This is a genomic window from Mycolicibacterium sp. MU0053 (assembly GCF_963378095.1).
Lineage (GTDB): Bacteria > Actinomycetota > Actinomycetes > Mycobacteriales > Mycobacteriaceae > Mycobacterium > Mycobacterium burgundiense.
Map to the genome: position 1 here is coordinate 2,354,143 of NZ_OY726397.1, position 13,012 is coordinate 2,367,154.

Below are 13,012 nucleotides of genomic sequence, written 5' to 3' on the forward strand. Positions count from 1 at the left end.
ATGAACGAACAGCGGATCGGTTACATCGCGCGGCTGGGCGCCGCGATGGCGGCCTCGAACTACCCGGTCACGATGGTTCGCCAGATGATCGGCCGTTCCTCGTCGGTGTATGGGCTCGACGCCACGTTCATCGCGTTGCCCAACCATGTTCAGGTCGTCGGTCCCGCCGCGGAGTCGGGGTCGGTGGTCAAGGCCGCCCACATCAGCGGCGACCTGCGCTTCGACCAGAACTTTCCCTTGGCGCGGCTGATCTCCGAGACGCTGCGCGGTCGAGTCGACCCGGTCGAGGGCGAAGCCAGGCTGGAACGGATACAGGCGGCACCCGCCCCGTATCCGAGCTGGGTGACCGTTCTGGGCTACGGGGTGTGGAGCGCGGGCCTGGCGCTGGTGTTGGAGCCGACCGCGATGAACGTGTTGGCGGCCACCGTGCTCGGCTTCATGGTGGGGCTGTTCTGGGTGGCCGGCCAACGCATTTCGGGTCTGGCCTATCTGGTACCGGCGATCAGCGCGTTCGCGGTGACGGCGATCTGCATCCTCGGCGCTCGCCACCTGGAGCTGGACCACGTCGGGTTGCGGGCGTTGATACCGCCGCTGGCGATGTTCCTGCCGGGTGCGGCCATCACGCTCGCAATCATCGAACTGACCTCGCGCGACGTCATCTCCGGCTCCAGCCGGCTCATCGCCGGGTTCGTCCAGATCGTCCAGCTGGCGTTCGGCATCGTGATCGCCGCCCAGGTGTTCGGACTCGATGAGAGCCAACTGAGTCCCGAGGCGATCAACAAGATCGGCCCGTGGGCCCCGTGGCTCGGTGTGGTGGTCTACGCGCTCGGGGTGATGCTCTTCATGGCGCCGCCGCGATCGTTCGTGCCCTGGCTGGTCCTCATCTGCTACATCGCCTTCGCCGCGCAGTTCCTCGGGGACCTGGTGCTGGGCAGCTATGCCAGCGGGTTCTGTGGGGGTCTGGCGCTGTCCGTGGCCGCGCTGGTGTTGTCGCGCCGGCGCGATTCACCGCCCGCCATCACGATGATCCTGCCGGGCTTTTGGCTGCTGGTGCCCGGATCGATGGGCCTGATCGGGGTGACCGAGATATTCGGCGCCGACGGTGACGATGCGTTACCCGCGACGCTGATCTCGATGATTTCGGTGGCCTTCGGCCTGCAGGCGGGCCTGGTGCTCTGGCGCGCGGTGCGGCGCCGGCCCGCGCCGTAGTCGGCCGGCCGCCCGCCCGGGAATAGCAGGGGCGGAGGCACTGTTGGTCGCAATTGCGAGACGGTATCGTCCGTAATTGATGAAAAGGAACTCTCCGATGGAACAACTCGACGACCAGCAGCGCCGGCGGCGGGCGCACGCCGCGATCGATCGGCTGCAGCACGCCCTGCTCGACCACGACATGCCGGCGTTCGCCGATGAATGGGCGCCGGACGGCACCATGTCGTTCCCCTTCGCACCGCCCGGCTGGCCGGAGCTCGACAGCCGCGAGGCGGTGCGGGCTTACGTGTCCGACTACACGCAGACCTTCGACGTCGCGGCCATCACCCGGCAGATCCGCCACGACACCGCGGACCCGGACACCGTGATCCTCGAGTGGGCGGTGAGCGGGCGCGTGCTCAAAACAGGCAATCCGTACGAGATCGCCTACGTCGCCGTCATCACCGTGGGTGCCGACGGCATCAGTGTCTATCGCGACTACTGGAATCCGCTGGCCGCCGGTGCGGCGCTGGGCGGGCTCGACGAGATGATGGCAGCCTTCAGCGTGGCGGGCGAGAAGTGAGGACGACGGTTCTCGTCCTGGGTGCCACCGGAACCACCGGAGCGGCCGTGGTCGAGGAACTGCGCCGATTTTCGGACCTGTCGCTCCGCACGGCCACGCGGGCGCCGGCGGCACCGACCGACCTCGAGCATCGCGTCTTCGACTGGTTCGACGCTGCCACGTGGCGCCCGGCACTCGACGGGGTCGACCGCCTCTATCTGTTGGCGCCGGTCGGTCACCCAGACCCCGTCACGGTGGTCGGCACGTTCGCCGAGCTCGCCGCGGCAACGGGCCTGCGTCGCGTCGTCATGCTCAGTTCGTCGGCGGTGGCCTCCGGGGACGCGGGTCTCGGGGCGGTCGACGCGCTGGTGCGCACAACCTTTCCCGAATGGGAGATCCTGCGACCGTCGTGGTTCATGCAGAACTTCGTCGGCAGTCATCCGCTCGCCGAAAGCGTCCGAGCGACCGGCGAATTCATCACCGCCACCGGGGACGGCAGGCTTCCGTTCATCGACGCCAGGGACATCGGCCGGTGCGCCGCCGCGCTGCTCGGCGCCGCGCGTAGCAGCACTGCCGAGCACGTCCTGACCGGTCCTGCGGCACTGAGCTACGACGAGGCCGCCGCGGTGATGTCCGAAGTCACCGGCCGGCGGGTCACCCACCGCGCCGTCGCCCCCGAACGCTACGTCGACCGTCTCGTCGCGGCCGGTCACGACGCCGAGTTCGCCGCCGGTCTGGTGGCTCTCGACGGGCTCGTGCGCGACGGTGAACAGGCGCGCGTCACCGACGCCGTCGAGCGGCTCACCGGAAGTCCGCCGCGCAGCTTCGAGGACTTCCTCCGCAGCCGGCGGTGGCCGTGAGTGCGGGGCGTCCGCGCGACGAACGGGTGACCGAGGCGATCCTGGCTGCGGTGTACAACGAACTCGCCGAGGTCGGCGTGCGCGGCCTCACCATGGAGGCCGTCGCCCGGCGGGCCGGCGTCGGCAAGAGCGCGCTGTACCGGCGATGGCCCTCGAAGGTCGAGCTGACCGCGGACTTGTTGCGGACGCTGAGCGTCACCGGTGCTCCGGCGCCCGACACCGGATCGCTGCGTGGTGACGTCCTGGTGCTGCTCGACGAGGTGCAGGCCTGGCTGACCGACCCGAAGGTGCGCTCCATCTATCCGGACCTGCTTGCCGAGGCGCAGCGCAATCCCGCCCTCGGTGTCGCGCTCATGGACCATGTCGGCCGACCCCGGCGGACCCGTGGGCAGACCGTCCTGGACCGGGCCGCGCAGCGCGGGGAACTGGCCGAAGAAGCCGATTGTGAACTGATCCTCGATGCGATCGCCGCGCTGGTGTTCTGGCGGGTGATCGCGCTGAGCCGACCGGTGACCCGGGCACATCTGCAGAAGGTGGCATCCCTGATCTGCGCCATGGCCGCCGGCGCGGGCGCAGCGGGCTCCGCCTCATGATCTCCCTGTCGTTCGGCCTGCCGGCCGGGCTGGTGCTCTGGCAGATCTTCGGGGCTCAGCGTGCCCGGTAGTCGTTGAGCCAGTGCAACGTCGGGGCGACGTGGGCCCGCGCCGCGTACACCCGGTAGGTCTCGTCGTTGCGGAGTTCGATGACGCGCTGGTCGCCGAATCCGCGGTCGATCCGATCCTGGGCGAACGCCAACTCGACGACCTGCACGGCGAAGTGCCGCACGCCCTTGGCGGCGGGCTTGCCGTGCTGGGCCGCTGCGGCGACCGCCACCTTGCGCGAACCCAGGGATCCCAGCCAGGTGGCTTCGTCGGCGGTCACCACCCCCGCGGCGACCATTCCGGGTAGCTTCGCCGCTACGACGCGCTGCTCGCGGCGTCGGCTGTGCACGGCGAGAACGATGGCCAGCGCGAAGATCGGCATCATCCACAGCACGTACACCCCGAAATAGGCCTTGGGACCCAGCAGCGCCGAGGCGTTCCACAGCCCGTGCAGCAGGACCGCAGCCAGATAGCCGGCCACCAGATATCCGACCTTCAGCACGGTGTGGCGCTGCTGCAGCGCGAGGTACACCGCGATACCGATGCACGTGGTGAACAGCGAATGCGCGAACGGCGCCATGACCAGCCGTAGGCCGGCCGTCGCCAGCGAGGCACCCATGGTCTCGCCGCTGGCGATGTAGAAGATGTCCTCCATCCAGGCGAACCCGGCCCCGACCAGCCCCGCGAACACCAGGCAGTCGGTCATCGAGTTCAGTTCGAGCCGGCGCACACCGGTCATCATCAACAGCAGGAACAGACCCTTGGCCGCCTCCTCGATGGCCGGCGCACCGATGGCGATGGTGAAGAAGCTGGTGGCCGATTCGGTGGTCGCGGTGGGATTGATCGCGTATTCGAACGCCACCTCCAGGAGCACCGAGATGACGATCGCCACCGAGGCGCCCCACAGGAAGGCCAGCACCAGTAGCCGCGGCGGTTCGGGTTCCCAGCGGTCCAGCCAGAGGTAGGCGCCCACGACGACGGTCATCGCGATCGTCGTCAGCACCAGCGCCAGCACCGCGCCACCCGGGTTGGTCGCGACGATCAGCACCAGGATCAGTGCGGTCAGGGTGCCCAGGGCGATGATGACCGCCAGCGGCGCGCCGACCTGGCGGATCTTGGTCGGCAGCGCGGGCGTCAGCGGTGGCACCGGCTGCTGCGGGAGCACGGGATATTGCACGTCAAGGAGGGTAGCGGTCCAGCGGCCGCGGCGTGGTCCAACGCGAGCAGGTTTGTCCAGCGTGTGCCCGGTCGAGTAGGCTCGGAGGGTACTCGTGTGCGTACGCTCACGCGGGTCGCCTGAGATCCTTCAGAAATACAGATCTACCAGCAAAAACAACTGTCCCTACGATTCAGCCTGTCCGGAGCAACCCAACAATATGCCAAGTCCCGTCGCAACCTCGCCGCAAGTAGCCGTCAATGACATCGGCTCGGCTGAGGACTTTCTCGCCGCCATCGACAAGACCATCAAATACTTCAACGATGGCGACATCGTCGAAGGGACCATCGTCAAGGTTGACCGCGACGAAGTCTTGCTCGACATCGGTTACAAGACCGAAGGTGTCATACCTTCCCGCGAGCTCTCCATCAAGCACGACGTCGACCCCAACGAGGTTGTGTCCGTCGGCGATGAGGTCGAAGCTCTGGTCCTCACCAAGGAGGACAAAGAAGGCCGCCTGATCCTGTCCAAGAAGCGTGCGCAGTATGAGCGCGCTTGGGGCACCATCGAGGAACTCAAGGAGAAGGACGAGGCCGTCAAGGGCACCGTCATCGAGGTCGTCAAGGGCGGCCTGATCCTCGACATCGGCCTGCGCGGCTTCCTGCCGGCGTCGCTGGTCGAGATGCGTCGGGTCCGCGATCTGCAGCCGTACATCGGCAAGGAGATCGAAGCCAAGATCATCGAGCTGGACAAGAACCGCAACAACGTGGTGCTGTCCCGCCGTGCCTGGCTCGAGCAGACCCAGTCCGAGGTCCGCAGCGAGTTCCTCAACCAGCTCACCAAGGGCGCCATCCGCAAGGGTGTGGTGTCCTCCATCGTCAACTTCGGCGCGTTCGTCGATCTCGGCGGTGTCGACGGCCTGGTGCACGTCTCCGAGCTGTCCTGGAAGCACATCGATCACCCGTCCGAGGTGGTTCAGGTGGGCGACGAGGTCACCGTCGAGGTGCTCGACGTCGACATGGATCGCGAGCGGGTTTCCTTGTCGCTCAAGGCAACTCAGGAAGATCCGTGGCGTCACTTCGCCCGTACCCATGCCATCGGCCAGATCGTGCCGGGCAAGGTCACCAAGCTGGTTCCGTTCGGTGCGTTCGTGCGCGTCGAAGAGGGCATCGAGGGCCTGGTGCACATCTCCGAGCTGGCCGAGCGCCACGTCGAGGTGCCGGATCAGGTTGTCACCGTCGGTGACGACGCGATGGTCAAGGTCATCGACATCGATCTCGATCGTCGCCGGATCTCGCTGAGCCTTAAGCAGGCCAACGAGGACTACACCGACGAGTTCGATCCCTCGAAGTACGGCATGGCCGACAGCTACGACGAGCAGGGGAACTACATCTTCCCCGAGGGCTTCGACGCCGAGACCAACGAGTGGCTCGAGGGCTTCGACAAGCAGCGCCACGAGTGGGAGGCCCGCTACGCCGAGGCCGAGCGGCGGCACAAGATGCACACCGCGCAGATGGAGAAGTTCGCTGCGGCCGAGGCCGAGGAACTGGCCCGTCCGTCGAGCTCCAGCTCGTCTTCGCGGTCGGATGAGTCCTCCGCTGGTGGTTCGTTGGCCAGCGATGCTCAGCTCGCCGCACTGCGGGAGAAACTGGCCGGCAGCGCGTAAGCCTGCTCAGACAGCAGATACATCCAGAACTCCCCGGCTCAGCAATGAGCCGGGGAGTTTTGTCTGTGCGGCCCCATTCATGCGTCGGTGCGCTTTTGACAATGATTTTCATTACCATGTTCACTGAGGGGCATGGTGACCTCCAAGCGACTCGTGGCTGCGCTGTCCGTGACCGTTCTCGCCGTCGGATGTGGGTCGGGAGGGCAGTCCGGAGAAGTTGCCACCGAACCTGCGCCGGTGCCGCGGGCGGCAGAGCAGTCGGTACCCACGCCGCGGCTGGTGCTCAGCTACGACGGCGGCTTGCTGGTCCTCGACGCTACGACGCTGGATCAAGTCGCCGACCTGCCGATACCGGGGTTCGTCCGGCTCAACTCGGCCCACAACGGCCGGCACATCCTGGTCTCCCAGTCCGACGGGTTCGCCGTCTTCGATACCGGCACCTGGACCGAGGCTCACGGCGACCACGGGCACCACTACACCGCCGCGCCCAGCCTGACCGAGGTGCGATTCGGTGGGGACAAACCCGGACACGTGGTGGCGTATGACGGCCGATTGACGTTATTCAGCGACGGCACCGGCGACGTGGAGGTGGTCGATGCGAAGGATTTACTTGACCGCGCCGTCGACGTCGAAGCGACCGCCGTGACGACCACCGAGCCGCACCACGGCGTGGCCGTCGCCCGTGCCGACGGCTCTGTGGTGCACAGCGTCGGTGATAGCGAATACCGTTCCGGCATAGCGATTCTCAACCCCGCCGGCCGCAAGATCGCCGGCAGCAATCAGTGTCCGGGACTGCACGGGGAGGCCACCGCGGCCGAGGGTGTGATCACCTTCGGTTGTCAGGACGGCGCCCTGCTGGTGCGCGGCAACGAGATCCAGAAGGTTCGCAGCCCTGATCCGTACGGGCGGATCGGCAACCTGGCGGGCAGCGCCGCTTCGCCGGTGGTGCTCGGCGACTACAAAACCGATGCGGACGCCGAACTCGAGCGCCCGCAACAGTTCGCCCTCATCGACTCGGCGACCGGAGAGCTCCGGGTGGTGCCGCTCGAGACCAGCTACAGCTTTCGGTCGTTGGCCCGCGGTCCCGAGGGCGAAGCGGTGATCCTGGGAACCGACGGTGCATTGCACGTGTTTGAGCCGTCGACGGGGACCCGCACCGGCCGCATCGAGGTCATCGACGGCTGGACCGAACCGGACGAGTGGCAGTCGCCGATGCCCAACCTGTACCTGCAGGGCGGGACCGCCTATGTCAGTGATCCGCGGGCGCGGCGACTGGTTGCCGTCGACCTGGCCACCGGCCGACTCCTCGCCGAGACCTCACTTGAGGAGCCCCCCATCGAGCTGACCGGAGTCCTCGGCTGACGCCCGATGCGGCGCCTGCAAGACTGTCAGTGTGCTGCGTATTGGATTGAGCGGTGGAATCGGCGCCGGGAAGTCAACGGTGTCCACGACATTCAGCGAGTGTGGCGGGATCGTCGTCGACGGTGACGTCATCGCCCGCGAGGTGGTCGAGCCCGGCACCGAGGGGCTGGCCAAGCTTGTCGACGCGTTCGGCAGGGACATTCTGCACGACAGTGGCCCCCTGGCCGGTGCGCTGAACCGTCCCGCGTTGGCCGCCATCGCCTTCAGCGACGACGAGAAGCGCGCGACTCTCAACGGCATCGTGCATCCGTTGGTGGCGCACCGGCGCTCGGAGTTGCTTGCCGCCGCGGCCGAGGCCCACGAGAGCCCAGTCGTGATCGAGGACATCCCGCTGTTGGTCGAATCCCAGATGGCGTCGATGTTCCCGCTGGTGGTGATCGTGCACGCGGATGTCGAGACCCGGGTGGCGCGCCTGCTGGAATACCGCGGCTTCAGCCAGGAGGACGCGCGGGCGCGGATCGCCGCGCAGGCGACCGAGGAGCAGCGCCGCGCGGTCGCCGACGTCTGGCTGGACAACTCCGGTAGCGCGGGCGATCTCAAGGAACGGGCGCTGGCCCTCTGGCATGAGCGGATCCTGCCGTTCTCGCACAACCTGACCAAGCGCCGGCCCGCCTACGCCGAACCGCGGTTGGTGCCGTCGGACCCGTCCTGGTCCGAACAGGCCGCCCGGATCGTGGCCCGGCTGAAAACCGCGGGCGGACATCGGGTGCGGCGCGTCGACCACATCGGTTCGACCGCGGTGCCCGGCCTCGACGCCAAGGACGTCATCGACATCCAGGTGACCGTCGATTCGTTGGCGACCGCCGACGGCCTCGCTGCGGCGTTCCTGGCCGCCGGCTATCCGGAGTTGGACGACATCACCGCCGATGTGCCAAAGCCCAACGGCCGCAGCACAGTTGCATCATTCGATCACAGCGATGACCCGTCGCTGTGGGGCAAGCGCTACTTCAAGTCCGCGGACCCGGGCCGGCCCACCAACGTCCACGTCCGGGTCGAGGGGTGGCCGAACCAGCAGTTCGCCTTGCTGTTCACCGACTGGCTTGCGGCCAATCCCGGTGTGCAGGCCGACTACGTGGCGGCCAAACGCCACGCCCACAACCAGGGCCGCGGCGACATCGGCGCGTACGCCGCGGCGAAAGAACCGTGGTTCCTCGACGCGTACCGCCGCGCCTGGGAGTGGGCCGACACCACGGGCTGGCGACCACGCTGATGACGTCGGATCTGGCCTGGTTCGCGATTGGTTTGATCGCGCTGGTCGCCGGGTCCGACTGGTTGGTCAAGGGCGGCACGCGGCTGGCGAGCCAACTTGGGATCTCACCGATTCTGATCGGGCTGACGGTGGTGTCGATCGGCACCAGCATGCCCGAACTCGCGGTGGGTCTGCGGGCAGCGGCCAGCGGCAACGGATCGCTGGCGGTCGGCAACATCGCGGGCACCAACATTGTGAACCTGCTGCTGATCCTGGGCCTCAGTGCCCTGTTGCGGCCACTGGTCTTTCAGTTGCGGACCCTGAAGCTCGATCTGCCGATGATGACGGCGGCCGCGGTCCTGCTGTGGTTGTTGGCCTCCGACGGCACTCTGTCGATGAGCGACGGTGCGGTGTTGACGGTCTGCGCGATCTTCTACACCGCGGTGTTGATCTACTCGGCCCGGCGCGAGAACCAGAGCGTGCAGGACGAATTCGCCGAGGAGTACGCCGGTCCGGTGGCGGGCGCGCCGGTACGGCGGACACTGCTGCGCGACGTGACGTTGTTGCTCGTCGGCATCGTGGTGGTGGTGATCGGCGCGGACTGGCTGGTTCGCGGCGCGGTCGGGGTCGCGCAGGACTTCGGGGTATCGGATGCCTTCATCGGTTTGACGGTGGTGGCGATCGGCACGTCGGCTCCGGAACTCGCGACCACGCTGGTCGCCACCTTCCGGGGCGAGCGCGACATCGCGATCGGAAACCTGTTGGGCAGCAGCGTTTACAACATCCTGTTGATCTTGGGTGTCACGGTGCTCGGCGCCGGGCGCGCCTTGCAACTGGATCCCACCCTGGTGCGCATCGACATCCCGGTGATGGCGCTGGTGGCTCTGGTCTGCATTCCGATCTTCCTCACCGGCCGGCGCGTCAGCCGGTTGGAGGGCGGCGCGATGGTGGCCGCGTACCTGGGATATCTGGCCTTCCTGGTGGTCGGGCAGATGTGAGTGGCTACATCGCGGGCTGGTCGACGGGCGCCTCGACCGGCGCGGCGTCGACGGGGGCGGCATCGACCGGGGCGATCAACGGTGCCCCGCACATCAACTTGCCGTAGTCGGGTTCGTCGTCGGCCGGGGTGAGCCGCGGTTTGATCCATTCGTCGGCCTGCGCGACGATCTGGTCGTCGACCAGGATCTCGCAGTGCAGGTTGGCGGAGTAGGGCCACTGAATGGAGATCTGCATGCCGGCCAGGTCGGCGTTCGACAGGACGGTGTGCGCCTCGAACATGCGTCCGGGCAGCATCGTCGGGTCGGCGCTTTGGACCTGGGTGTCGTTGATCTTGTAGGTGATCAGCGCGCCCCGCGAGACGCCGTCGACGCGGGCCCGGTAGGTGACGTTGTACAGCTCCGGCTCGAAGCCGGCCTGTCCGGCCGGCGGGGGCTCGGCCGCCGTGGGGTCCGGTTGCGGCTCGGCCGCTGCGGTCGCCGGCACGATCAGGGCGGTCCCGAGCGCCAGCAACGCCACGGCAGACGTTGCCTGTGCGAAATGGCTCACGTTCGCTGACATTACCGTCATTATCGCCACGACAGTTCGATGCCGTTACCCTGCAGCCACGCATGCAGATCGTGGCCGTGTTCGGCGAGGCCGGCGACGGCGCTCACCGCGCGACGAATTGCCTGTTCAGCGGCCTCCGCGGGCACCAGTCCGATGCGGTGGGCCTCGAGCAACTCATCCACGTCCACCACCTCGGTGCCCACGCCGGTGCGCACCACCAGGTCGATGTAGTGGTCTTCGGTTCGCCAGCAGTCACCGTCGACGGTGATCTCCGCGACGTCGAGATAGAAGTCCTGATCGCGTTCGAAACCGCGATTCCAGTGGAAGACCGTGACCCGCAGGCCCAGCGGCGGCAGCAACCATGACTCGAGATAGTGGAACTGCTCGCGGCCCGGTGTCGGCCGGGCCAGATACAGTCCGCCCCACCGCGCCAGCGTGTAGACGTCCACCGCACGGACGAAGCCCTTCGGATCGGTGTTGGTCCGCGCGGTCAGGTCGAAAACTTCGTGTTTGGGAGGGTGGATGCGCTCAGCTTAGTGCGGAAACGCGACCTGTCGGTGCCCGCGCTTACCCTGGTTGCATGGCCTTTGCAACCGAGCATCCCGTGCTGGCCCAATCCGAGTACCGCGCGGTGGAAGACGTGGTCCGCATCGGCGGTCAGTTCGAGGTCGTCAGCGACTTCGAGCCGGCCGGTGATCAGCCGACGGCAATCGAGGAGCTGGAACGCCGCGTCCGGACGGGCGAGCGTGACATCGTCCTGCTCGGTGCCACCGGCACCGGCAAGTCGGCGACAACGGCGTGGCTCATCGAACGGCTGCAGCGCCCCACCCTGGTGATGGCGCCCAACAAGACGTTGGCGGCCCAGCTGGCAAACGAGTTGCGGGAGATGCTGCCGCACAATGCGGTCGAGTATTTCGTGTCGTACTACGACTATTACCAGCCGGAGGCGTACATCGCGCAGACCGATACCTACATCGAGAAGGACAGCTCGATCAACGACGACGTCGAGCGGTTGCGGCACTCGGCAACCTCGAGCCTGCTGTCGCGTCGCGATGTGGTGGTGGTCGCGTCGGTGTCCTGCATCTACGGCCTGGGCACCCCGCAGTCCTATTTGGATCGCTCGGTCGAACTCAAGGTCGGCGACGAGGTCCCCCGCGACGGGCTGCTGCGGTTGCTGGTGGATGTGCAGTACACCCGCAACGACATGGCCTTCACCCGGGGGACGTTCCGGGTGCGCGGCGACACCGTCGAGATCATCCCGTCCTACGAGGAACTCGCGGTGCGCATCGAGTACTTCGGCGACGAGATCGAGGCGCTGTATTACATGCACCCGCTGACCGGTGATGTGGTCCGCCAGGTCGATTCCCTGCGGGTTTTCCCCGCCACGCACTACGTCGCGGGTCCCGAGCGGATGGCGCACGCGATCTCGTCGATCGAGGCCGAACTCGAGGAACGGCTCGCCGAACTCGAGAGCCAGGGCAAGCTGCTCGAGGCCCAGCGGTTGCGCATGCGCACCAACTACGACGTCGAGATGATGCGCCAGGTCGGGTTCTGCTCGGGCATCGAGAACTACTCGCGCCACATCGACGGCAGACCGGCGGGTTCGTCGCCGGCGACGCTGCTGGACTACTTTCCCGAGGACTTCCTGCTGGTGATCGACGAGTCACACGTCACCGTCCCGCAGATCGGCGGGATGTACGAGGGCGACATGTCCCGCAAGCGCAACCTGGTCGAGTTCGGTTTCCGGCTGCCGTCCGCGGTGGACAACCGGCCGCTGACGTGGGAGGAGTTCGCGCAGCGGGTGGGACAGACGGTGTACCTGTCGGCCACGCCGGGGCCCTATGAGCTCGCGCAGGCCGGCGGTGAGTTCGTCGAGCAGGTCATCCGCCCCACCGGCCTGCTGGATCCGAAGGTGATCGTCAAACCCACCAAGGGCCAGATCGACGACCTGATCGCGGAGATCCGGGCCCGCGCCGAGCGGGACGAGCGGGTGCTGGTGACGACGCTGACCAAGAAAATGGCCGAGGATCTGACCGACTATCTGCTGGAGATGAACATCCGGGTGCGCTACCTGCACTCCGAGGTCGACACCCTGCGCCGGGTGGAACTGCTGCGGCAATTGCGGCTGGGGGAGTACGACGTGCTGATCGGCATCAACCTGCTGCGGGAGGGCCTGGACCTGCCCGAGGTGTCGCTGGTCGCCATCCTCGACGCCGACAAGGAGGGTTTCCTGCGGTCGCCGCGCAGTCTGATCCAGACCATCGGCCGCGCCGCGCGCAACGTCTCCGGCGAGGTGCACATGTACGCCGACAAGATCACCGACTCGATGAAGGAAGCGATCGACGAGACCGACCGGCGTCGCGCCAAGCAGATCGCCTACAACGAGGAGCGCGGGCTGGATCCGCAACCGCTGCGCAAGAAGATCGCCGATATTCTCGACCAGGTCTACCGCGAGGCGGACGACTCCGACACCGTCGAGGTGGGCGGGTCGGGCCGCAACCGGTCGCGGGGTCGTCGGGCACAAGGCGAGCCGGGCCGGGCGATCAGCGCCGGCATCATCGAGGGCCGCGACACCGCCAACATGCCGCGCGCCGAACTCGCCGACCTGATAAAGGATCTCACCGAGCAGATGATGACCGCGGCGCGCGACCTGCAATTCGAATTGGCGGCGCGGATCCGCGACGAGATCCACGACCTCAAGAAGGAATTGCGCGGCATGGATGCCGCGGGTCTGAAGTAGCGGCGGTTGACCTGAACTTGCGTTGAGCTTCTAGATTGGTCCG

General features: G+C 67.1%; 12 protein-coding genes. 9 read left to right on the forward strand and 3 right to left on the reverse strand.

Going from position 1 to position 13,012, the window contains the following annotated elements; translation table 11 throughout:
- The 4 genes from RCP80_RS10860 to RCP80_RS10875 all read left to right on the forward strand — a co-directional run bounded on the left by RCP80_RS10860 (window position 1) and on the right by RCP80_RS10875 (window position 3,203).
- On the forward strand, window positions 1-1,209 hold the full coding sequence (locus RCP80_RS10860) for a threonine/serine exporter family protein (protein ID WP_308482324.1): 1,209 nt from the start codon (window positions 1-3) through the stop codon (window positions 1,207-1,209).
- 97 nt (window positions 1,210-1,306) lie between these two features.
- Window positions 1,307-1,771 (forward strand): nuclear transport factor 2 family protein, encoded by a 465-nt coding sequence (locus tag RCP80_RS10865; protein WP_308482325.1) that lies wholly within the window; start codon window positions 1,307-1,309, stop codon window positions 1,769-1,771.
- Window positions 1,768-2,610: an NmrA family NAD(P)-binding protein gene (locus RCP80_RS10870; protein ID WP_308482326.1), complete on the forward strand. Its 843-nt coding sequence runs from the start codon at window positions 1,768-1,770 to the stop codon at window positions 2,608-2,610. Before RCP80_RS10865 ends, RCP80_RS10870 begins: the two co-directional genes overlap by 4 nt.
- A complete protein-coding gene (locus tag RCP80_RS10875) occupies window positions 2,607-3,203 on the forward strand; it encodes a TetR/AcrR family transcriptional regulator (RefSeq protein WP_308482327.1) in 597 nt (198 codons plus the stop codon). Before RCP80_RS10870 ends, RCP80_RS10875 begins: the two co-directional genes overlap by 4 nt.
- 55 nt (window positions 3,204-3,258) lie before the next feature.
- On the opposite strand, the gene RCP80_RS10880 is transcribed toward RCP80_RS10875, so the two are convergent.
- A complete protein-coding gene (locus RCP80_RS10880; RefSeq protein ID WP_308482328.1) occupies window positions 3,259-4,428 on the reverse strand; it encodes a PrsW family intramembrane metalloprotease in 1,170 nt (389 codons plus the stop codon).
- 199 nt (window positions 4,429-4,627) lie between these two features.
- Between RCP80_RS10880 and rpsA the strand changes: the two genes are divergently transcribed.
- The 4 genes from rpsA to RCP80_RS10900 all read left to right on the forward strand — a co-directional run bounded on the left by rpsA (window position 4,628) and on the right by RCP80_RS10900 (window position 9,682).
- The gene (gene rpsA, locus RCP80_RS10885; protein WP_308482329.1) at window positions 4,628-6,073 is read left to right on the forward strand and encodes a 30S ribosomal protein S1; all 1,446 of its coding nucleotides are present in this window, start codon (window positions 4,628-4,630) and stop codon (window positions 6,071-6,073) included.
- A 132-nt stretch (window positions 6,074-6,205) separates the two neighbouring features.
- Complete coding sequence (gene aztD, locus RCP80_RS10890; RefSeq protein WP_308482330.1) at window positions 6,206-7,435, forward strand: zinc metallochaperone AztD; 1,230 nt, start codon at window positions 6,206-6,208, stop codon at window positions 7,433-7,435.
- A 31-nt stretch (window positions 7,436-7,466) separates the two neighbouring features.
- Window positions 7,467-8,705, forward strand: coding sequence for a dephospho-CoA kinase (gene coaE / locus RCP80_RS10895; protein WP_308482331.1), 1,239 nt, complete (start codon window positions 7,467-7,469; stop codon window positions 8,703-8,705).
- Entirely contained in the window at window positions 8,705-9,682 is a 978-nt protein-coding gene (locus RCP80_RS10900; RefSeq protein ID WP_308482332.1) for a calcium/sodium antiporter, read from the forward strand. The genes coaE and RCP80_RS10900 overlap by 1 nt, the downstream gene beginning before the upstream one ends.
- A 4-nt stretch (window positions 9,683-9,686) precedes the next feature.
- Here the strand turns inward: RCP80_RS10900 and RCP80_RS10905 are convergent, their stop codons facing one another.
- Entirely contained in the window at window positions 9,687-10,229 is a 543-nt protein-coding gene (locus tag RCP80_RS10905; RefSeq protein ID WP_308482333.1) for a hypothetical protein, read from the reverse strand.
- Between the two features lie 20 nt (window positions 10,230-10,249).
- Entirely contained in the window at window positions 10,250-10,753 is a 504-nt protein-coding gene (locus RCP80_RS10910; RefSeq protein WP_308482801.1) for a ribonuclease FAU-1 family protein, read from the reverse strand.
- A gap of 56 nt (window positions 10,754-10,809) precedes the next feature.
- On the opposite strand from RCP80_RS10910, the gene uvrB reads away from it, so the two are divergent.
- Window positions 10,810-12,969, forward strand: a complete 2,160-nt coding sequence (gene uvrB, locus RCP80_RS10915) for an excinuclease ABC subunit UvrB (RefSeq protein WP_308482334.1) — start codon at window positions 10,810-10,812, stop codon at window positions 12,967-12,969.
- Window positions 12,970-13,012 lie beyond the last annotated feature (43 nt).

Excerpts from the sequence above, each read along its gene's own strand:
- RCP80_RS10860 (WP_308482324.1), top strand. The coding sequence starts at position 1 with ATGAACGAACAGCGGATCGGTTACATCGCGCGGCTGGGCGCCGCGATG.
- RCP80_RS10865 (WP_308482325.1), top strand. The coding sequence starts at position 1,307 with ATGGAACAACTCGACGACCAGCAGCGCCGGCGGCGGGCGCACGCCGCG.
- rpsA (WP_308482329.1), top strand. The coding sequence starts at position 4,628 with ATGCCAAGTCCCGTCGCAACCTCGCCGCAAGTAGCCGTCAATGACATC.
- aztD (WP_308482330.1), top strand. The coding sequence starts at position 6,206 with ATGGTGACCTCCAAGCGACTCGTGGCTGCGCTGTCCGTGACCGTTCTC.
- RCP80_RS10900 (WP_308482332.1), top strand. The coding sequence starts at position 8,705 with ATGACGTCGGATCTGGCCTGGTTCGCGATTGGTTTGATCGCGCTGGTC.
- uvrB (WP_308482334.1), top strand. The coding sequence starts at position 10,810 with ATGGCCTTTGCAACCGAGCATCCCGTGCTGGCCCAATCCGAGTACCGC.